General features: G+C 62.8%; 17 protein-coding genes. 11 read left to right on the top strand and 6 right to left on the bottom strand.

All coding sequences use genetic code 11. The features are described 5' to 3' along the window. Window positions 1-13: 13 nt before the first annotated feature. Window positions 14-3,727: an AsmA-like C-terminal region-containing protein gene (locus ATY76_RS03110; RefSeq protein ID WP_088673295.1), complete on the bottom strand. Its 3,714-nt coding sequence runs from the start codon at window positions 3,725-3,727 to the stop codon at window positions 14-16. A gap of 201 nt (window positions 3,728-3,928) precedes the next feature. After that, complete coding sequence (locus ATY76_RS03105) at window positions 3,929-5,341, bottom strand: FAD-linked oxidase C-terminal domain-containing protein (RefSeq protein WP_088673294.1); 1,413 nt, start codon at window positions 5,339-5,341, stop codon at window positions 3,929-3,931. A 296-nt stretch (window positions 5,342-5,637) separates the two neighbouring features. Here ATY76_RS03105 and ATY76_RS03100 point away from each other — a divergent pair, with 296 nt between their 5' ends. From ATY76_RS03100 to ATY76_RS03080, 5 genes are all read left to right on the top strand, one after another. Continuing rightward, a complete protein-coding gene (locus ATY76_RS03100; RefSeq protein ID WP_088673293.1) occupies window positions 5,638-6,486 on the top strand; it encodes a transporter substrate-binding domain-containing protein in 849 nt (282 codons plus the stop codon). Window positions 6,487-6,602: 116 nt separating this feature from the next. Then, on the top strand, window positions 6,603-7,265 hold the full coding sequence (locus tag ATY76_RS03095) for an amino acid ABC transporter permease (RefSeq protein WP_088673292.1): 663 nt from the start codon (window positions 6,603-6,605) through the stop codon (window positions 7,263-7,265). Window positions 7,266-7,269: 4 nt separating this feature from the next. Beyond that, on the top strand, window positions 7,270-7,935 hold the full coding sequence (locus tag ATY76_RS03090; RefSeq protein WP_190233574.1) for an amino acid ABC transporter permease: 666 nt from the start codon (window positions 7,270-7,272) through the stop codon (window positions 7,933-7,935). Between the two features lie 10 nt (window positions 7,936-7,945). Further along, complete coding sequence (locus ATY76_RS03085; protein ID WP_088673291.1) at window positions 7,946-8,716, top strand: amino acid ABC transporter ATP-binding protein; 771 nt, start codon at window positions 7,946-7,948, stop codon at window positions 8,714-8,716. A 16-nt stretch (window positions 8,717-8,732) separates the two neighbouring features. Continuing rightward, complete coding sequence (locus ATY76_RS03080) at window positions 8,733-9,122, top strand: RidA family protein (RefSeq protein ID WP_088673290.1); 390 nt, start codon at window positions 8,733-8,735, stop codon at window positions 9,120-9,122. A gap of 3 nt (window positions 9,123-9,125) precedes the next feature. Here the strand turns inward: ATY76_RS03080 and ATY76_RS03075 are convergent, their stop codons facing one another. After that, window positions 9,126-10,160 carry an aldo/keto reductase gene (locus tag ATY76_RS03075; protein WP_088673289.1) on the bottom strand — a complete coding sequence of 345 codons (1,035 nt, stop codon included), beginning with the start codon at window positions 10,158-10,160 and terminating at the stop codon, window positions 9,126-9,128. Between the two features lie 90 nt (window positions 10,161-10,250). Between ATY76_RS03075 and ATY76_RS03070 the strand changes: the two genes are divergently transcribed. The 3 genes from ATY76_RS03070 (at window position 10,251) to ATY76_RS03060 (ending at window position 12,888) form a co-directional block, all read left to right on the top strand. Further along, window positions 10,251-11,153, top strand: coding sequence for a LysR family transcriptional regulator (locus ATY76_RS03070; RefSeq protein WP_088673288.1), 903 nt, complete (start codon window positions 10,251-10,253; stop codon window positions 11,151-11,153). Window positions 11,154-11,363: 210 nt separating this feature from the next. Then, complete coding sequence (locus ATY76_RS03065; RefSeq protein WP_088673287.1) at window positions 11,364-12,458, top strand: AbrB family transcriptional regulator; 1,095 nt, start codon at window positions 11,364-11,366, stop codon at window positions 12,456-12,458. 151 nt (window positions 12,459-12,609) lie between these two features. After that, complete coding sequence (locus ATY76_RS03060; RefSeq protein ID WP_088673286.1) at window positions 12,610-12,888, top strand: hypothetical protein; 279 nt, start codon at window positions 12,610-12,612, stop codon at window positions 12,886-12,888. A gap of 928 nt (window positions 12,889-13,816) precedes the next feature. Here ATY76_RS03060 and ATY76_RS03050 read toward each other — a convergent pair. After that, on the bottom strand, window positions 13,817-14,722 hold the full coding sequence (locus ATY76_RS03050; RefSeq protein ID WP_088673284.1) for an AraC family transcriptional regulator: 906 nt from the start codon (window positions 14,720-14,722) through the stop codon (window positions 13,817-13,819). A gap of 45 nt (window positions 14,723-14,767) precedes the next feature. On the opposite strand from ATY76_RS03050, the gene ATY76_RS03045 reads away from it, so the two are divergent. From ATY76_RS03045 to ATY76_RS03035, 3 genes are all read left to right on the top strand, one after another. After that, on the top strand, window positions 14,768-15,175 hold the full coding sequence (locus ATY76_RS03045) for a DUF2000 family protein (protein ID WP_088673283.1): 408 nt from the start codon (window positions 14,768-14,770) through the stop codon (window positions 15,173-15,175). 118 nt (window positions 15,176-15,293) lie between these two features. Next, window positions 15,294-15,629: a type II toxin-antitoxin system RelE/ParE family toxin gene (locus ATY76_RS03040; protein WP_088673282.1), complete on the top strand. Its 336-nt coding sequence runs from the start codon at window positions 15,294-15,296 to the stop codon at window positions 15,627-15,629. After that, window positions 15,626-15,973: a helix-turn-helix transcriptional regulator gene (locus ATY76_RS03035; protein ID WP_088673281.1), complete on the top strand. Its 348-nt coding sequence runs from the start codon at window positions 15,626-15,628 to the stop codon at window positions 15,971-15,973. Before ATY76_RS03040 ends, ATY76_RS03035 begins: the two co-directional genes overlap by 4 nt. 52 nt (window positions 15,974-16,025) lie before the next feature. Here the strand turns inward: ATY76_RS03035 and ATY76_RS03030 are convergent, their stop codons facing one another. Both ATY76_RS03030 and ATY76_RS03025 read right to left on the bottom strand, forming a co-directional pair. Beyond that, window positions 16,026-16,691: an OmpA family protein gene (locus ATY76_RS03030; protein ID WP_004673336.1), complete on the bottom strand. Its 666-nt coding sequence runs from the start codon at window positions 16,689-16,691 to the stop codon at window positions 16,026-16,028. Window positions 16,692-17,087: 396 nt separating this feature from the next. Continuing rightward, window positions 17,088-18,086 (bottom strand): flagellin, encoded by a 999-nt coding sequence (locus ATY76_RS03025; RefSeq protein WP_088673280.1) that lies wholly within the window; start codon window positions 18,084-18,086, stop codon window positions 17,088-17,090. Window positions 18,087-18,178 lie beyond the last annotated feature (92 nt).

Below are 18,178 nucleotides of genomic sequence, written 5' to 3'. Positions count from 1 at the left end.
CATCTCACGGCGCTTATTGCGCCTGAACGCCCGGCACCTGGTCGAAATTGAGCGAACCGGGCGGCAGCGGGGTGGCGCGCCGCGCCGCTTCCGCTTCGGCAGCCGCCCTCGCCTCGGCATCCACCTTGGCCTGGGCTTCCGCCGCCGCGCGGGCGGCTTCGGCCTCGGCAGCAGCCTTCTCTTCGGCTGCTTTTTGCGCCAGCGTGCGCAAACGCTCTTCTTCCGCCTGCCGCTGCCGCTCCATCTCTGCCGCCTTGACGCGCTCGGCATCATTGAACCGGTAGAGCGCCACCTCGCGGCGCAGCCGCTGCTTTTCGAGCACAATCGCCTGCAGCCGCTCGACGCGGCGGCGCTCGCGCTCGAAGGCGCGCAGCGAGAGATAGCTGGTGATGTCAGTCACATCCATCGTCTTGCCGGGCGACATGAGCATGCCGGAGAAATTCAGCCGGAGCGAGGGTTCGGCGCCGGAAAGCGCCTCCTTGCCCGGATCGAGCCCGACGCCGAGCGTCGCGCTGATCCGTTTTTCCGGCAGCGCGATCTGCGCATCGGCGGTGATCCGGGCGAGATCGTTGGCGACGCTGACATTCTGCACCCTCAGCGTCCCGTCGGCGATGTTGAAAGGAATGCCGAGCGGCGGCAGCTTCGCCTCGCCGTTGCTGAGCAACGTCTCGACGATCGGATGCACCTTGCCGGCATTGATCTGCTCCTCCATCGGATCGGTTGCGGCAAGCAGCGGCGGCAGGATGGCAAGGTTCAGTCCGCGTATGCTGCTCTCCCCGAGCCTCAGCTCTCCGGAGCCGTTGAGCGAGCTTGCGATTTCGCCGATCGTCTTGCCCGAAGCTTCCATCGACAGCGACAGGCCGAACTTGCCATTGGCGATCGGCGCGCCGTCGCGCAGCCAGACGACGCCGCCAAGATCGGAATCGGCAAGCGAAAGCTTCGTCTGCAGGAAGCCGGTGCCGTCGGCATTGGTGAAGAGCAGGTTGCCGGAAAGCTTGCCGCCGTCCCAGTTGCCGGTCATGTCGTTGAGCTGCAGCTCGTCGCCCTTGTAGACGACGTTGCTGGTGAAGTCGGAGACCGCCGTTTCCGGCAGGCCCGGCCAAAACTCCTTCGTCGAAAGCTTCACATTGACGTCGAGGTCCTTGAAAACGGGCATGCCGAGCGGCGCCTTCGTCAGCGCGCCGTTGGCGGGATCGACGATCTGGCCGAACACCGCCTCGCCGAGCCAGCCGGCATCGGCCTTGGCGAGCGCCAGCTCACCGCTCGCCGTCGTCTTCGCAGCCTTGCGATCGAAGGTCAGTGCCCCTGAAAACTCATTGTCGGCGGCATGGCCCTTGAGATCGGACAACACGATCTTGTCGCCGTCGACGGCGGCCTTGGCCTGCAGGCCGAACGGCAGCCCCGTCCCGGTCTGTGGCAAGGCAATGCCGTTCATGATGAGATAGGGGTCGAGATCGGCGCTATCGAGCGACAGCGCGATCTTTCCGTTCATGAAACTGTCCGGCCGTACGTCGACCTTGCCGTTGGCGGTAAAGGACGTCCGGTCGGTCGCAAACGTCAGCGCCGCTTCGGCGGGATCGTTGTCCGAAGCCTGGACTTTAAGCGTCAGGCGGCCATTGGCGCCGACATCGACCGGCAGCGGATCGAGCCCAGCCTGGCCGAACAGGATCGACGGCACGGCGTTTTCCAGCGTCGCCTCGAGGCTCGTCGTGCCGCTGCCGGTCAAAGCCAGCAGATCGGACATGCGGTAATCGAGATTGACGCGGCTGCCGTTCGCCACGCCGGCAAGCGTGACCGTCAGCGCATTGCCCTCGTCGCCGCCGAGCGTCAGCGCGCCGCGCAGCGCCGTATTGCCGTACCAGCCGGCATTGCGCACCAGCCGGTCGAGCGCCGGATGATGCGGCAGATGCTCGCGCAGCATGGTGAAGAAGCCGCCCGGATCGGCCGACTTGAAGGTGATTTCGCCGGCGCCCTTATAGTCGAGCAGCGAGCCTTCCGCCCTGCCCGTCGCCGTCAGTTCGGCGCCCGCGATGTTCTTGATCGCCAGCCGGTCGACCGCAAGCGCGCCGTCGGCGATCGTGAAGGTGGTCTCGACATTTTCCGCCTCGACGCCGAAAGCGGTGAACTTGTCGGCCTTGAGCTGGGCGGCGATCCTGTGGTCGAGCACATCGTCGCCGGCCTCCTGGCCGGTCAGCAGCCCCGTCAGCGCCCGTAGCGCGTCGAGATCGAGGCTGTCGCCATTCAGCGCCACCGACATGGTCGGCGTCTGGCCGGAGACCGCCTGCCGCTCCAGTCGCCCCTTCAGCGTTGCCGCTCCGATGGCGACCTCGAGATTTTCGAAACGCTGCAATTCATGCGTCAGGCTGACATTGGCGGAAAAGCCCGCCTGCCGCAGCTGGCGGATGGCTGGATCGACCGAGCCGGCGAGCCAGGAGGCGAGCCCGGTCGGCTGGCTGGAGGCAACGACGATCTGCCCGTTGAACGAGGGCTCGCCCTTGAGCAGGAGCTTGCCCTTGCCTTCCACCTGCGTGCGCCCCGGCAGGGTGCCGGTGGCGCTGTCGATCATCCAGCCGGTGCCGGCCGGTTCAAGCTCCAGCTGCACGTCGCGCAGCGTCGTATCGCCGGCGACGATCGCCGGCAGCTTGACGCTGGCCTTTCCCGGCACTTGCGGGATCGGCACCTGGGCGACGATATCGATCAGCGAGCTCAGCCGCTGGCGCGCCGAAACCGCCGCATCGCGTGTCGTCTTGCCGGAGGCGCCCTGATTGCCGATGCGGTTGACGTCGATCTGCTGCCCGTCGGCGGTCAGCAGAAATTCCGGCGCATTGCCGGTATCGAGAGTCGCCTCGCCTGTTATGACGTAGGGATCGTCCGTGGGGCCGATCTCCATGCGGTATTCCGGAATGCGGATGCGTTCGTTGGTCAGCTCGAAGCGGCCTTTGACGCGCGGCGGCTGCTCGTTCTTGTTGGCCGACCTGGCGCTGTTGCGGTTTTCGATCGCCGCCGAAAGCTGGCCCTGGTAATTGGGCTTGCTGTCGACGAGCTTCAGTTCGCCATCGAGATCGATGCTGACGGGATGCTTGTCCGGAGAAAGCTTCGTGCGCATGCGCAGCACGCCCTTCTCGTCCGGCTGGCTGCTGGAAATCGAAAACTTGCCGTGCTCGCCGTCGAGCGCCGCATCGCCTTCGATGCGCCAGGGACCGGCGAGCGACTTCGCCGACATTTCCGCATTGAGGCCGGTGATCTCTCGCGAGCGGCCCGACTGATCGTCGATGAACTCGATCTCGCCGCCGTTGACATGCACGTTTTCCAGAACGACGGTCTTTGCCGGAATTTCCGGCCGGCTGCCGCGCATCCAGTCGAGCGTTCCGTCCTTCAGCAATCTCAGGCGCACCTTCGGATTGACGACGCGCATGTCGAAGATCAGCGCCTCGCCCGACAGGAAAGGTGCGAGCTCGGCATCCATGGAGAACTGCTCGACCTTGACGATCGGCGTGCCGTCCGCCTCCTGGCCGACGCGCACGTCATGCAGCGTCACCGACGGGAATGGCAGGAGCCGCGCATCCACCGTGCCGTAAACGGTGACTTTCTTGCCGATGATGCGGCTTGCCTGATCCTCGAAGTTCTTGCGGAAGTCCGTCCAGTCGATGAACAGCGGCGCAAGCAGCGCCACGAAGAGCACTACGACGATCAATCCCCCCAGAAAGACGAGGAACCGGCCTACCAATGCAAGGAGTCTCCGTTCGGGATGGTGTTGCCGACGCTAGAGCATGATGCCGAAAAGCGTTCGTGGTTTTCGGGCGACATCATTCTCTAACCCTTTAATGAAGAACAGGATTCAGACATCAGGCCGCCGCAGCCTGAAATCATCCTGTTCTAGCGCTATTCATGCCGGGGGCAAGGCCCAACTTCATGAGGATGTTCGTTTTCAGCCATGGCGGAAGATCTTGCCGGGATTGAAGATATCGTCCGGATCGAGCGCCCGTTTCACCTGTCGCATCAGATCCACGGCGCCTCCGAGCTCCTGCTCGAGAAATGCCATCTTGCCTTGCCCGATCCCGTGTTCGCCGGTGCATGTTCCGTCCATTTCGAGCGCCCGGCTGTTGAGCCGCTCCACGAAGCGCTCGGCCTTGGCAATATCTTCGGCGCTTTTGTCGTCGAACAGCAGCAGCACATGGAAGTTCCCATCGCCGGCATGGCCGACGATCGGGCCGAGCAGCCCATGTTCCTCGATGTCCGCCTGCGTTTCAGAAACGCAATCGGCAAGCCTCGATATCGGAACACAGACATCGGTCGAAAGTGCGGCAAGCCCGGGCGCCAGCGCTCTCGAGGCCCAATAGGCGTCGTGGCGCGCCTTCCAGAGCTTCGTCCGCTCCTCGGGATTGGCGGTCCACAGGAATTCGCCGCCGCCGCATTCGGCCGCGATCTCGGCGAAAGCCGCCGATTGCAGCGGCACGGTCTCGTCGGTGCCGTGGAATTCGAGGAAGAGCGTCGGGCTCTCGGTGTAGGAAAGCCCCGAATAGGCATTGCAAGCCCGCATCTGCACCGCGTCGAGCAGCTCGATGCGCGCCACCGGAATGCCCATCTGGATCGTCATGATGACGGCGTCGCAGGCCGCCTTGACGCTCGGAAAGGCGCAGGCTCCGCCGGCGATCTTCTGCGGGATCGCCTGCAGGCGCAGCGTCACCGAGGTCAGGATGCCGAGCGTGCCTTCGGCGCCGACGAAGAGCCGCGTCAGGTCGTAGCCGGCGGACGATTTGCGGGCGCGCCGGGCCGTGCGGATCTCCTCGCCATTGGCGGTGACGGCGGTGACGGCAAGCACATTGTCCTTCATCGTGCCGTAGCGCACGGCATTGGTGCCGGAGGCTCGCGTCGAGGTCATGCCGCCGATCGAGGCATTGGCGCCCGGATCGATCGGAAAGAACAAGCCGGTATCGCGCAGGTAGACGTTCAGCTCCTCGCGCGTCACACCCGGCTCGACCGTGCAGTCGAGATCCTCCGGATTGACCTCGAGCACCCGGTTCATGCGGCTGAAATCGATGGAAATGCCGCCGCTTGCGGCATTGATCTGCCCTTCCAGCGAGGACCCGGTGCCGAAGGCGATCACCGGCACCTTGTGGGCGGCACAGGCCCTGACAGCCGCCTTCACATCCTCCGCACTTTCGGCAAAGAGCACCCCGTCGGGCAATTGCGAGGGGATGTAGGTCGTCGTATGGGCATGCTGGGCCCGGAAGGACTGGCCGGTCTGGAAGCGCTCACCGAAGCTTTGCTTGAGAATGCCGAGCACGGCTGATATCCCCGCCTCGTTGCGTATGCCGGCCTTCGCGTCCTTCAGCGCCATCCCTTTGATCTCCCTGCCATTCCGCGGATGCTTATCCTCTTTCGCAGATAGGCCGGGTATGGGGCAAGTCAAAGCGGCTGTCCAGTTAAGATTGGCAGAAGTTTTCATTCCCCCTTTGTTGTAGCGGCCCTCCTCCCCGGCCGCTCCGCCCTGCCGGCGCGCCGGTCATGCCTTTTTCTTGAACCTGCCTATTGACAAGTCACCGGTCATGCCGCTCGATAGGCCAATCCAATAAACAAGACACATGTCCAATATATTGGATTCTCAAATTGAGCGTTCAAACAAGGGGAACCATCATGACCGTCTCGCTCCGCACCAGCGCGCTTTCGCTGGCCACCGCTCTCGTTCTTTCCGCCATGCCCGCCGCCGCCCAGGAGGCGAAGAGCAAGCTCGATGAAGTGCTGGCCCGCGGCCATCTCGTCATGGGCACCGGCAGCACCAACGCGCCGTGGCACTTCAAGAGCGCCGACGACAAGCTTCAGGGCTTCGACGTCGATATGGGCCGCATCGTCGCCAAGGCGCTGTTCGGCGACCCCGACAAGATCGAGTTCGTCAACCAATCGTCCGATGCCCGCATTCCCAACATCACCACCGACAAGGTCGATATCACCTGCCAGTTCATGACGGTCACCGGCGAACGCGCCCAGCAGATCGCCTTCACCATTCCCTACTATCGCGAGGGCGTCGGCCTGATGCTGAAGTCGGACGGCAAATATGCCGACTATGCCGCGCTCAAGGCGGCCGGCTCCTCCGTCACGGTGTCGGTGCTGCAGAACGTCTATGCCGAAACCATGGTGCATGCGGCCCTGCCGGAAGCGACCGTCGATCAGTATGAATCCGTCGACCTCATCTATCAGGCGCTGGAATCCGGCCGCGCCGATGCGGTTGCCACCGACCAGTCGTCGCTCGCCTGGTACATGACGCAGAACCCAGGCCGCTATAAGGATGCCGGCTACGGCTGGAACCCGCAGACCTATGCCTGCGGCGTCAAGCGCGGCGATCAGGACTGGCTGAATTTCGTCAACACGGCTCTGCACGAGGCGATGACCGGCGTCGAATTCGACTTCTACGCCAAGTCGTTCAAGACCTGGTTCGGCAAGGATCTGACGCCGCCGCAGATCGGCTTCCCGGTCGAATACAAGTAAGGCCGCCGAGGACGGCGGGCCTTCCTCCCAGGCACGAAATTCGCTCTCCCCGAATTGTCGCTCCCGGGACGAAGGCCCTTCCGTCCGTTCTTCACCCTTGATTGCAGGATTGCGCCATGGGTTATACGCTTAATTTCGCTGCCGTCTGGCGCAGCTTCGACCAGTTGCTCGAAGGTCTGCTGCTCAGTCTCGGCCTCGCGTTCATTTCCATCCTCATCGGCGCAGCGATCGGCCTCATCATTGCCTTTGCCCTGATCTCGAAAAGCAGCTGGCTGCAGCGCCCCGCAGCACTCTACGTCACCATCATCCGCAACCTGCCGATCCTGGTTCTCGTTCTTTTCGCCTTCTTCGCACTGCCGCAGCTCGGCCTCAGGATCGGCAAGATCCAGAGCTTCATCGCCGTGCTGTCGATCTATTCCGGCGCCTATCTGGCCGAAGTGTTCCGGGCCGGCCTGCTCTCCATTCCGAAAGGGCTGACGGAAGCGGGTCTGGCGATCGGCCTGACGCCGATGCAGATCCGCGTGTCGATCATCACGCCGCTGATGCTGCGCAACGTCCTACCGTCGTTGTCTTCGACGATCATCTCGCTGTTCAAGGACACTTCGCTCGCCGCCGCGATCGCGGTGCCCGAACTCACCTTCGAAGCAAGGAAGATCAACGTGGAAACCTTCCGCGTCATCGAAACCTGGATCGTCGCCTCCGGCCTTTATGTTGCAACCTGCTCCGTGCTCGCCGCGCTGATGCGCGTCGTCGAGCGCCGGCTTGCCGTTCCGAGGTGATGTCATGATGGGTTTTGCTGCTTTTCTCGACCAGCTCTGGATCGCCCGATTCGTCATCCTCAAGGGGCTCGGCGTCACCGTGTCGATCTCGCTGCTGGCGATCGTCATCGGATCGCTGCTCGGCGTGCTCGTCGGGCTGGCGCTCGTCTACGGTAACCGCGTGCTGCGGCTCGTCGTGCGCGCCTATACCGATTTCATTAGGGGAACGCCGGTTCTGGTGCTGGTGCTCGCAAGCTATTACGTGCTTTCCACCGTCGGCATCGAGCTCGGCCCGTTCCAGGCCGGGGTGCTGGCGCTTGCGGTCTTCTGCTCCTCGCATGTCGGCGAGATCGTGCGCGGCGGCCTGCAGGCCATCCCCAAGGGACAGACCGAGGCGGCCAAGGCGATCGGGCTGACCTTCAACCAGACCTTCGCCTATGTGCTCTGGCCGCAGGCGCTGCGCCAGTTCCTCCCCGCCTGGGTCAATACGGCGGCCGAAATGGTCAAGGCCTCGACGCTGCTTTCGGTCATCGGCGTCGCCGAGCTGCTGCTGCGCACGCAGGAGATCATCTCGCGCAATTTCCTCAGCCTCCAGTTCTATTTCTTCGCGGGGCTTCTCTACTTCGTCATCAATTACGGCATCGAGCGCCTCGGCAAATATGTCGAGCGCAAGACGGTCGTTCCATCGTGAGGGCTCGTTCATGAGCAAGGTACTTCTCGAAATTCAGGGGCTTCACAAGCAGTACGGCACGGTCGAGGTGCTGAAGGGCGTCGATTGCACCATGCAGCAGGGAGAGGTGATCTCCATCATCGGCTCCTCCGGCTCCGGCAAGACGACGATGCTGCGCTGTATCAACATGCTGGAGGACTTCCAGGGCGGGCACATCCTGCTCGACGGCGAAGAGATCGGCTACGAGCAGTCCGGCGGCGTAAGGAAGCGCAAGAGCGAAAAGGAAATTGCCCGCCAACGGGCGCTGACCGGCATGGCCTTCCAGCAGTTCAACCTGTTTCCGCATATGACGGCGGCCCGCAACGTCATGCTCGGCCTCGTCAAGGTGAAGAAGATGCCGCGCGACGAGGCCCGCGCCGTCGCCGAGAAATGGCTCGATCGGGTGGGACTGGCGTCGCGCGCCGATCATTATCCCGGCCAGCTCTCCGGCGGCCAGCAGCAGCGCGTCGCAATCGCTCGCGCCATCGCCATGAACCCGCGGCTGATGCTGTTCGACGAAGTCACCTCGGCGCTCGATCCGGAACTCGTCGGCGAAGTCCTGCAGGTCATCAAGGGGCTCGCTGCCGACGGCATGAGCATGCTGCTCGTCACCCACGAGATGCGTTTCGCCTACGAGGTCTCCTCCCGCGTCATCTTCATGAACAAGGGCGTGATCTGCGAGGAAGGCGATCCCAAGGAGATGTTCGTGCAGCCGAAGACGCAGCGCCTGGCGGAATTCCTGAAAACATCCAGTTTCAATTGAAGAAGAGAGAGATCCCATGACGATCAAGCGTTACGGCGCCGGAGAAACCGGCGCCGGCGGACAGCCCCTGCCCTTTGCCCGTGCCGTCGAAGCCGGCGGCTGGCTGCACGTCTCCGGCCAGGTGCCGATGGAAAAGGGCGAGATCATCGACGGCGGCATCGTTCCCCAGACCCGCAAGGCGATCGAAAACCTGATCGCCATCCTGCATGAGGCAGGCTACGGCATCGAGGACGTCGTGCGCGTCGGCGTCTGGCTCGACGATCCGCGCGATTTCTGGGGCTTCAACGGTGTCTATGCCGAGTATTTCGGCAAGCACCCGCCGGCCCGCGCCTGCGTCCAGTCGCGGATGATGGTGGACTGCAAGGTCGAGGTCGACTGCGTCGCCTACCGGGCCGACAGGAGCTGAGCCTTAAACGATCGGCGGATTGAGCCGCGCGAAGCCCTCCTGCCGCCGATACGGGAAGTACGGGTAAGGCGCCGTGACGGCACTGACCACATCGAGCCTTTCGATCTGATCCTTCGACAGGTTCCAGCCGACCGCGCCGAGGTTCTGCCGCAGCTGCTCTTCATTGCGGGCGCCGATGATGACGCTCGACACGGTCGGGCGGCCGAGCAGCCAGTTGATGGCGATCTGCGGCACCGTCCTGCCGGTCTCGGCGGCGATGGCATCGAGAACCTCGACGATGTCGTAGAGCTTTTCCTCATCGACGGGCGGCCCGTATTGCGCCGTCTCGTGCAGCCGGCTTGCCTTGGGCAGCGGCTCGCCGCGGCGGATTTTGCCGGTCAGCCGCCCCCATGCAAGCGGGCTCCAGACGAGCGCGCCGACACCCTGGTCGGCGCCGAGCGGCATCAGCTCCCATTCATAATCGCGCCCCGCCAGCGAATAATAGACCTGATGGGCGACGTAGCGCGGATAGCCCAAGCGCTCGGCCGCCGCGAGAGACTTCATCAGCTCCCAGCCGGAAAAGTTCGAAACGCCGGTATAGCGGATCTTGCCCGATGCCACGAGGAGATCGAGTGTCGACAGCACCTCTTCCACCGGCGTCGAGGCATCGAAGGCGTGCAGTTGCAACAGGTCGATATAGTCGGTCCCGAGCCGGCGGAGCGCATCCTCCGTCGCCCGGATCAGCCGCGCCCGCGAGGTGCCCCAGTCCTGCGGCCCCTCGCCCATCGGCAGCGCTGTTTTCGTCGAAATCAGCACGCCGTCGCGCCGGCCGCGGATCGCCTGGCCGAGCACCTCTTCCGAAGCGCCGGCCGAATAGACGTCGGCCGTATCGAAGAGATTGACGCCGGCTTCGAGGCAGATGTCGACGAGACGCCGCGCCTCATCCGCATCCGTATTGCCCCAGGCGCCGAACAGCGGGCCGCTGCCGCCGAAGGTGCCCGCGCCGAAACTCAAGGCCGGCACTCTGAGACCGGATGCACCGAGATGTCTGTATTCCATGGATCTGTCTCCTTCTTCTCCTGAGATAGACCCGGCCGCTCCGTTGATATAGATTGCCTCACAGCACATCATCTGTGACTTGAATTCATCATGAGCCGTCAGGACATCAACCGCTCCGGCGAAATGGAAGTCTTCGTCAGCGTTGTCGAGCGCGGCGGTTTTTCCGCGGCCGCCATCGCCCGGCGGATGACGCCTTCTGCCGTCAGTAAGCTCGTCGCCCGGCTGGAGGCGCGCCTCGGTGCTCGCCTCGTCAACCGCTCCACCCGCAAGCTGCAGCTGACGCCGGAGGGTTGCGCCTTCTACGAGCGCAGTATCGCGATCCTGGCCGATATCGCCGAGGCCGAGCGCCAGGCCTCATCTGGCGAAGAAGTCTCGGGCCGCATCCGCATCAACACAAGCGGCTCCTTCGGCAACCATGTGCTGGCGCCGCTCCTGCCGGCCTTCATGGCGCTCCATCCAGCCGTGACGCTGGATATTTCCCACACCGACAAGGTGATCGACCTGATGGAAGAGCGCGCCGATGTCGCCATCCGCACCGGCCCGTTGAAGAATTCCAGCCTCATCGCCCGCAAGCTCGGCACCGCCAGAAAGATCATCGTCGCTTCGCCGGATTACCTCAGGCGGCACGGCGAACCGCTGAGCACCGCCGATCTGCGCCGCCATTGCCGCATCGGCTTTTCCTACGCCCGCGCCGTCGAGGGCTGGCCGGTCCGCGAGGACGGCGAGACGGTGACGGTGCCGATCACGCCGGGCGTGCAGGTGGGAGACGGCGAAGCCATGCGCCATCTCGCGCTCGTAGGCGCCGGCCTGGCGCGGCTGGCCGCCTTCACCGTGCGCGCCGATATCGAAGCCGGCCGGCTGGCGCCGGTGCTGGAAGCGGCCAATCCCGGCGACACCGAGGAATTCTACGCCCTCTATATGGGCCAGGGCGGACCGCTGCCGGCGCGCGTGCGCGCCCTGCTCGATTTCCTCGTCGGCCATGTGCGTCTCTGAGAGAGATCAATGACTTGAAGCGGCGGCTTGAATCGAATTCGCATCAGGGATCGCCGGGAAGCCAGATTTCGCAATTGACCGTGCTTGCGGCCCCCGCCTATACCGGAGCCGCGCCGACCGGCCCTTGAGCCGGCCTCTCTTCGTCATGCCGGAGCTTCCTCCCATCTTCAGCCTCAGGGCTTGCACCGGCCGGAAAAGACATGGGGAATCATGCCAATCAGCCACGCACGCCGCCTGCTGCGGGATGCCGGCCTGCCGAAATGGGCGCTGCTGCTCGCGCTTTCCACCGCCTTCACCGTCTTCCTCGAACTCTTCTCCCTGCCCGCCTCGCTGCTGATCGGGCCGATGGTCGCGGCAATCGTTCTGGCGCTGACCGTCGGCAAGGGAAAGCTGCGCGTGCCGCTCTGGCCGCTGCAACTCGCCCAGGTCCTCGTCGGCCTCATGATGGCGCGCACCATCACGCCCGATATTCTCGGCACCATGGCCAAGGACGCGCCGCTCTTCCTGCTGTTCATCTTCTCGGTCATCGCCATCGCCACCGGCCTCGGCTGGCTCTTGACGCGCTGGCAGGTCCTGCCGGGGACGACCGCCGTCTGGGGCTCCTCGCCGGGCGGAGCGTCGGCCATGGTCATCATGTCGGAAGCCTATGGCGCCGATGCCCGTCTCGTCGCCTTCATGCAATACCTTCGCGTCGTCTTCGTCGCGGTCGGCGCTTCGGTGATCTCGCGCCTCTGGGTGGCGGCCGACGGCGGCGAACCGCCGCCGCTCGTCCTCTTCCCCGCAGTCGACTGGCCGGCCCTTGCGGCGACGATCGCCTTCGCCGGCCTTTGCGTCTATGGCGTACGCCGCCTGCGCATCCAGGGCGGCATGATCATCGTGCCGCTCTTTCTCGGCGCCTTCCTGCAGGGCGTTGGCCTCTTGAAGATCGAGCTGCCGATGTGGCTGCTCGCCATCGCCTATGCGCTCGTCGGCTGGAGCATCGGTCTGCGTTTCACCCGCTCGATCATCAGCCACGTGGCGCGCGCCTTGCCGCGCGTGTCTGCCTGTATAGTCGTGCTGATGGCGCTCTGCGGCTGCATGGCGGCCGCCCTTCACGTCTTCGCCGGCATCGATCCGCTGACGGCCTATCTCGCCACCAGTCCGGGCGGCGCCGATTCCGTCGCCATCATCGCCGCCTCCAGCGATGTCGACGTGCCCTTCGTCATGGCGATGCAGACCGGCCGCTTCCTCGTCATTCTGCTGATCGGCCCGGCGCTCGCCCGCTTCATCGCTCGCCGCTCCGGCCTTGCGGAAAATCCCGCCTGATGCAGATCGACCCAACAATCCGGACTTGAAGTCTCGTCTTAGTTCGGCCCGAAGCGGACAAGTCGTTCCTCAGAAGGTGGTGCTTTGCGGCGTGCCAACCAACCGATAAGGTCACCGACACGATGTGAATAGAAGTTGGAAGGTCGAGCGCATGACTTCGCCAGTCTTTCGAATTTTGAAGGTCCTTGATGAAGCCGGGATCAAATATTTCTTAAACCGGTATCGCGATGATACGATCGATATCCACGCAACGTTGGTCGGTGAGCGTATAGAGATTTCCGTATTTGAAGACGACCACGTCGAGTTGTCCCGTTTTTTCGGAAATGAGGACGTTCTGGAAGGCGATCTAATCTACGATATCATTGCCGACAACGTTCGAGAAAACGATGAATGGGAAAAGCGCATGTCGAAGCCAGAAAACAATGCCTAACGTCCTTCACCTGAGCGTCTAGCCTTACGGCTGGCGCTGTGCTGAATGAGGCTGTTGTCGCCTTCCGGCCCCTTTGCGGAATGCCAGGGCGTGTTGACAAAGTGTTCTGGCCAATGCGACTTTGTCTCCGGAGGCCACGATGCCATCAGTTCGGATTTACGATCTCGACGGACACGTTTTAGCCGCTGAGCTGCGCGATTTGCTACGCCTGTTGTCTCCTCGGTCCCACCGAGCAAATTGGGTGGTTTCAACCGTTAAGTCTTCGATACCGGGACATGAGTGGTTTGAGGCTACAGGTGAAGGCGGCGAGAAACTTGAAGCTCTCGCACAAGACAATGCAACGATTCCGGCTCTGACTTGGCGACATTAGCCGAGAAGACGCGGCAGGTAATCTGGGGAGAGTTCGTTGGCTCTCTACCCACAGAGCCGAGCAAGTCATGGGTGATCATCCGGGCCGCCGACGGCACTTTCTACGAGGTCGAGACGGATGACGAGACCGTGCTGAACAAGATTGGCTCGGCCTACAAAGATGTCCGCGCTAACGAAGCTCCGATTGCCTCATGGGCTTTAAAAAGTGTGGGGTCTTGGGATTGAACGAAGGCTTCACTCGTTCCGAATGGAACGGAGCATTCTTGCGAGCCGATGAGGAACTAGCGTGGGGAAATATGGTCAGCACGTCGAATGGGGCCCATGTTGCCTTTGCGGCAAGGACATTGAAGCCAAGTCTCCTGACCCCATTCGTGTCACCGCCGAGACATCTGATGGCAAATGGCAGGTATGGTATGCTCACGCGAGTTGCTTCAAAAACATATTGGTTGATCCGCCGGATGCGCCGCCCGGTTTTTTTGGCCCAGCACATTTTTAAATGACCGCCATTGGCGCAAAGCAGGCGATAGAATCTGCGAGGGCCGCGGTGATGGCTGCACCATCAAGAGCCTGGCGTGCGTGCGACAGGAAGCGCTGCGGGCGTCCTGTTGCCATGAACGAGTGCTGACCACTGCCCGGGCGTCATCCCATAGGCCTTCTTGAAATGGCGGTTGAGGTGGCTCTGGTCGGCAAAGCCGGTTGCCGCCGCCGCATCCGAAATGCCCTCACCCGCGCCGATCATCGCACGGGCCTGCTGCAACCGCCGCATCAGGAGATAACGGTGCGGGCTGGTGGCGAAGGCCGCCCGGAAATGCCGCGACAACGCGAAACGGTCGAGCCCCGTCACCGCTTCCAGCTCGCCGGAGCGTACCGCCCGCGTCGCATGCGCTTCGAGATAATCCCGCGCCGCCCGCGCCTGCCGCCAGGCCACGCCGCCGAGCGGCCGGCGCGGAAGGCGTGCGTGCCGGGAGAGCCCACCCGTCACCCTTGAGACGAAATCGTCGACGAAAAGCTCGTCCAGCTCGCGGTCGAGTTCGCCGAGGGCGGCCAGCAGCACGCCGGCGAGCGCGGGATCGCCGATAACGGGCTCGCTGACGAAAGGCAGGCCGACACCGTCCGCCTCCAGGCATTCGAGCAGCAGCGCCGGCTCCAGATAGAGCATGCGGTATTGCAGCCCGTCCTCGGTCCCCGCTCCGCCGTCATGCTCCTCGTCGGGATGCAGCACGATCACCTGCCCCGGCAGGCTGAAGCGCCGCTCGCCGCGATAGCGGAAGGTCTGCACCCCCTTCAGCGTCACGCCGAGCGCATAGGTATCGTGCCGGTGCGGCTCGAAGGCAGTGCCGGAGAATTGCGCCTCGATGCGCTCGATGCCGGGAAAGGCGGGCGCCGTCAGGATGCCGTTGCCGGATGGCCCCGTGCACAAACGTTCAAGACCTTCGAAGACCTGCGGATGTAGATCCTGGCTCAAGGCGCCCGATACTCCATAACCCTGATATAGGTGAAAGACCGTCCGATGTTTGATACCAAAATTGCCGTCGTCCTGCGAAACAATCTTGCCGGCTGGCAGAAGCTCAACGTCACCGCCTTCCTGATGACGGGCATCGCCGGCGGCCACCCCGAAATCATCGGCGAACCTTATAAGGATCGCGCCGGCAATCTCTACAACCCGCTATCGATCCAGCCGATCATTGTGCTCTCCGCCGACGAGGCGGTGATGTCGGCCATCCATCGCCGATCGCTGGAGCGCGATGTCACCGCTTCGCTCTTCATCGAGGAGATGTTCGCGACCGGCCACGATGCCGCCAACCGCGCCGTCTTCGCCGAATTCGCGCCCGAAGATGCCAGGGTGGTGGGCATTGCTCTGCGCGCCGAAAAGAAGATCGTCGACAAGATCACCAAGGGCGCGACGATGCAGCATTGATGGAAGCAGCCGGAACGTTTCCCGATCTTCGGCCCTGCGCTTGCCCGAGCCTTCTCTCTATAGGTTCCGTTTTAGCGAAATACTTGCCAATCGTTGTCACATATGACAACATCGGCCCATGAAGGAGATTGCGTGGGTAAAGGCGGCACTGAAGGACTTCGGGGAATTTCCCCGAGCCGTTCAGGATAGAATGAAGGACGCCCTTGCCATCGCAAGCATGGGTCAAAAGGCCGACATCGCGAAACCCATGAAAGGCTTGGGTTCCGGTGTGTTCGAAATAGCTCTGCCCTATCGTACGGATGCCTATCGAACCATTTATGCGGTTCAATTCGGAGATGTCATTTGGGTGGTTCACGCCTTCCAGAAGAAATCCACCAAAGGAATAGCGACACCTCAAAAAGAGATTGAGTTGATCCAAGCACGTTTAAAACGACTAAAGGAGATGTTGCGATGAGTGACAGTGATTTTGAAGTCATTCGAGGCAGCGGCAACATTTACGCCGACCTTGGCGACCCCGACGCCGACACGAAGCAAATGAAGGCTCAACTTGCCGCCGAAATCATTGCAGCGCTTGATCGGCGTAAGCTGACCGTGCGGGAAGGAGAAAAGCTGACCGGCATCACCGCTGCCGATCTTTCCCGTATTCGCAATGCAGACCTTGGCCGCTTCACCATCGACCGGCTCGTGCGTGTCCTCAATGCGCTCGATCGTCATGTGACCGTCAAAGTCACGCGAATGCCTAAACGCCCCAGGGAATCAGGCGACAGGATCACCAAGGGCGCGACGACGCAGCATTGACGAAAAAGGCCGGGCATGACCCGGCCTTTCCGCAAACGCTGCGAGACGGGGCTCAGCCCTGCGTGATCGGCGCGATCTGGATTTCGACGCGGCGGTTCTGGGCGCGGCCGGCCTCGCTTGCATTGGAGGCGACCGGCTGGGACGGGCCGAAGCCGACGGCGGAGACGCGGCGCTGGTCGATGCCCTGGCCGCCGAGATAATCGGCAACCGAAAGCGCGCGGCGCTGCGACAGATCCTGGTTATGCTGCAGGCTGCCGGTCGAATCCGTATGGCCGTTGACGTCGATCAGCGTGCGGTTGAACTTGCGCAGCACGATCGCCACCGAATTCAGCGTCGGATAGAAGCCCGGCTTCACCGCATCCTGATCGACGTCGAAGGTGATGTTCGAGGGCATGTTGAGAATGATGTTGTCGCCGTTGCGGGTCACCGAAATGCCGGTGCCTTCGAGCTGTGCGCGAAGCTCCGCTTCCTGCTGGTCCATGTAGTTGCCGATCGCACCGCCGGCGAGCGCGCCGATACCGGCGCCGATCAGCGCCGCATTGCGCTTGCCATGCCCGCCGCCGCCGACGGCCACACCGACGAGAGCGCCGCCGAGCGCACCGAGCGCCGCACCGCCCGCCGTATTGGAAACCTTCTGCTCACCAGTATAGGGATCGGTGGTCGTGCAGGCGCTGAGATAGCTTGCTGCGACAGCCAGAAGTATGAATTTCTTGATCATGGACAGGACGGTCTCCGTTCGAAGCTGCTGCGAGCAAATGGCAAGGATTGCGGCAAGAAAATGAAAATATTCTCTTGATAGGGGAATTTCAGGCGCCGAAACAACGGCGATGTTGCAGCAATGCGCTGATATCACCAGTTTTCGCGGCGCGCCCACTCTGCCTACCTCATTCCTGTGCTCGTCACAGGAATCCAGCCACCGCGCGTCCGCGCGGTGAATAACCTAATACGACAATAGAAAAAGTCTTTCGCGCCCAAGGACTTGGGCGCGCTGGATTCCTGTGACGAGCACAGGAATGAAGGAGGGTGGGTTAGCGCGCCCTCCAAATCGACCGCCGATAGCCTGGGCGATCAATGGTCGGATAGAAAGCGCTGCGCCGCTCTTCAAATCAAACCTTTAGAAATTCTGGAACAGCTGCCTGACCGTGTCGTAGGTCGCATTGGCGATGTTCAGCGATTGCAGGCCGAGCTGCTGCTGTGTCTGCAGCGCCCTCAGCCTGCTGGACTCCTCCTCCATGTCGGCATCGACCAGCCGGCCGATGCCGGCGGTGATGTTGTCGTGCAGCTTGGTGGCGAAATCGTTTTGCAGCTCGATGCGTTTTTCCAGCGCGCCGAAGGCAGAGCCGACCGTCGTCAGCTGCGTCAGCGCGGCGTCGACGACGCTGATCATCTGACCGATCTGCCCTTTCGTCGTGGCTGACGATAGCGAAATGACGACCTGGCCTGTGGTGGTGCCGTTCTTGCTGGTCATCAGCACGTAGTTCTGCGCGGCCCCGAGCTCGGTGGCGAAATAGCTCGAGGTCAGCACGCCGTATTCGCCCGAGCCGGTGGCGCGGTCGTCGATCAGGTAGCGTGCATCCTTGGAGGTCGTGGCGCCGACCGGCGTATTGTCGATATGGTAGCTCAGCATGCCGATCGAGACGGTGCCGTCGGCATTGCGGATGAAGGAAGCCGGGATCTGGCGCGGCTGCGTCGGCGTCGCGTCATTGTTGAGGATCACCCAGTTGTCGCTGTTGAAGGTCGCCGATTCCGACACGCTGCGCAGCTGCTCCTGCAGCTGCTTGAGCTCTTCGTTGATCTTGGTCTTGTCGACCCCCTCCTCGGTGGCGGCGACAAGCTTAGCCTTGATCTCGGAGACGACGTCGATGACGTTCTGGACGCCGGTATAGGCCGTGCCCATCGTCGCAGCCGCCATGCCGAGCGCGTCCTGAATGGCCGAAACGGCCTTGTTGTCGGTGCGTGCGGTGGTGGCGATCGACCAGTAGACGGCGTTGTCGGCCGCTTTTGCGACACGCATGCCCGTCGTGATGTGATTCTGCGTGACCGTCATATTGCGATTGATATCGCGCAGCACATAGAGCGCTGCATCCACGGAGACGCGCTGATAAATACTCACGGGAACTAAACTCCAAAAACACAACAGAACGCAACTGAACAGGAATGAACCTTCCGCGCAGACACTCATGTCCGGGGTCGCTGCGTTCCAGC

Origin of the sequence: Rhizobium sp. R339 (assembly GCF_002211395.1) — a bacterium.
In the GTDB taxonomy this organism is placed as follows: domain Bacteria; phylum Pseudomonadota; class Alphaproteobacteria; order Rhizobiales; family Rhizobiaceae; genus Rhizobium.
This window is presented reverse-complemented; position numbering and strand designations above follow the sequence as displayed.

What these genes read in the sequence shown, in the direction of transcription:
- ATY76_RS03095 (WP_088673292.1), top strand. Translation starts at nt 6,603, where the DNA reads ATGGGTTATACGCTTAATTTCGCTGCCGTCTGGCGCAGCTTCGACCAG.
- ATY76_RS03100 (WP_088673293.1), top strand. Translation starts at nt 5,638, where the DNA reads ATGACCGTCTCGCTCCGCACCAGCGCGCTTTCGCTGGCCACCGCTCTC.
- ATY76_RS03075 (WP_088673289.1), bottom strand. Translation starts at nt 10,160, where the DNA reads ATGGAATACAGACATCTCGGTGCATCCGGTCTCAGAGTGCCGGCCTTG.
- ATY76_RS03070 (WP_088673288.1), top strand. Translation starts at nt 10,251, where the DNA reads ATGAGCCGTCAGGACATCAACCGCTCCGGCGAAATGGAAGTCTTCGTC.
- ATY76_RS03035 (WP_088673281.1), top strand. Translation starts at nt 15,626, where the DNA reads ATGAGTGACAGTGATTTTGAAGTCATTCGAGGCAGCGGCAACATTTAC.
- ATY76_RS03060 (WP_088673286.1), top strand. Translation starts at nt 12,610, where the DNA reads ATGACTTCGCCAGTCTTTCGAATTTTGAAGGTCCTTGATGAAGCCGGG.
- ATY76_RS03030 (WP_004673336.1), bottom strand. Translation starts at nt 16,691, where the DNA reads ATGATCAAGAAATTCATACTTCTGGCTGTCGCAGCAAGCTATCTCAGC.
- ATY76_RS03090 (WP_190233574.1), top strand. Translation starts at nt 7,270, where the DNA reads ATGATGGGTTTTGCTGCTTTTCTCGACCAGCTCTGGATCGCCCGATTC.
- ATY76_RS03105 (WP_088673294.1), bottom strand. Translation starts at nt 5,341, where the DNA reads ATGGCGCTGAAGGACGCGAAGGCCGGCATACGCAACGAGGCGGGGATA.
- ATY76_RS03065 (WP_088673287.1), top strand. Translation starts at nt 11,364, where the DNA reads ATGCCAATCAGCCACGCACGCCGCCTGCTGCGGGATGCCGGCCTGCCG.
- ATY76_RS03085 (WP_088673291.1), top strand. Translation starts at nt 7,946, where the DNA reads ATGAGCAAGGTACTTCTCGAAATTCAGGGGCTTCACAAGCAGTACGGC.
- ATY76_RS03080 (WP_088673290.1), top strand. Translation starts at nt 8,733, where the DNA reads ATGACGATCAAGCGTTACGGCGCCGGAGAAACCGGCGCCGGCGGACAG.
- ATY76_RS03045 (WP_088673283.1), top strand. Translation starts at nt 14,768, where the DNA reads ATGTTTGATACCAAAATTGCCGTCGTCCTGCGAAACAATCTTGCCGGC.
- ATY76_RS03040 (WP_088673282.1), top strand. Translation starts at nt 15,294, where the DNA reads ATGAAGGAGATTGCGTGGGTAAAGGCGGCACTGAAGGACTTCGGGGAA.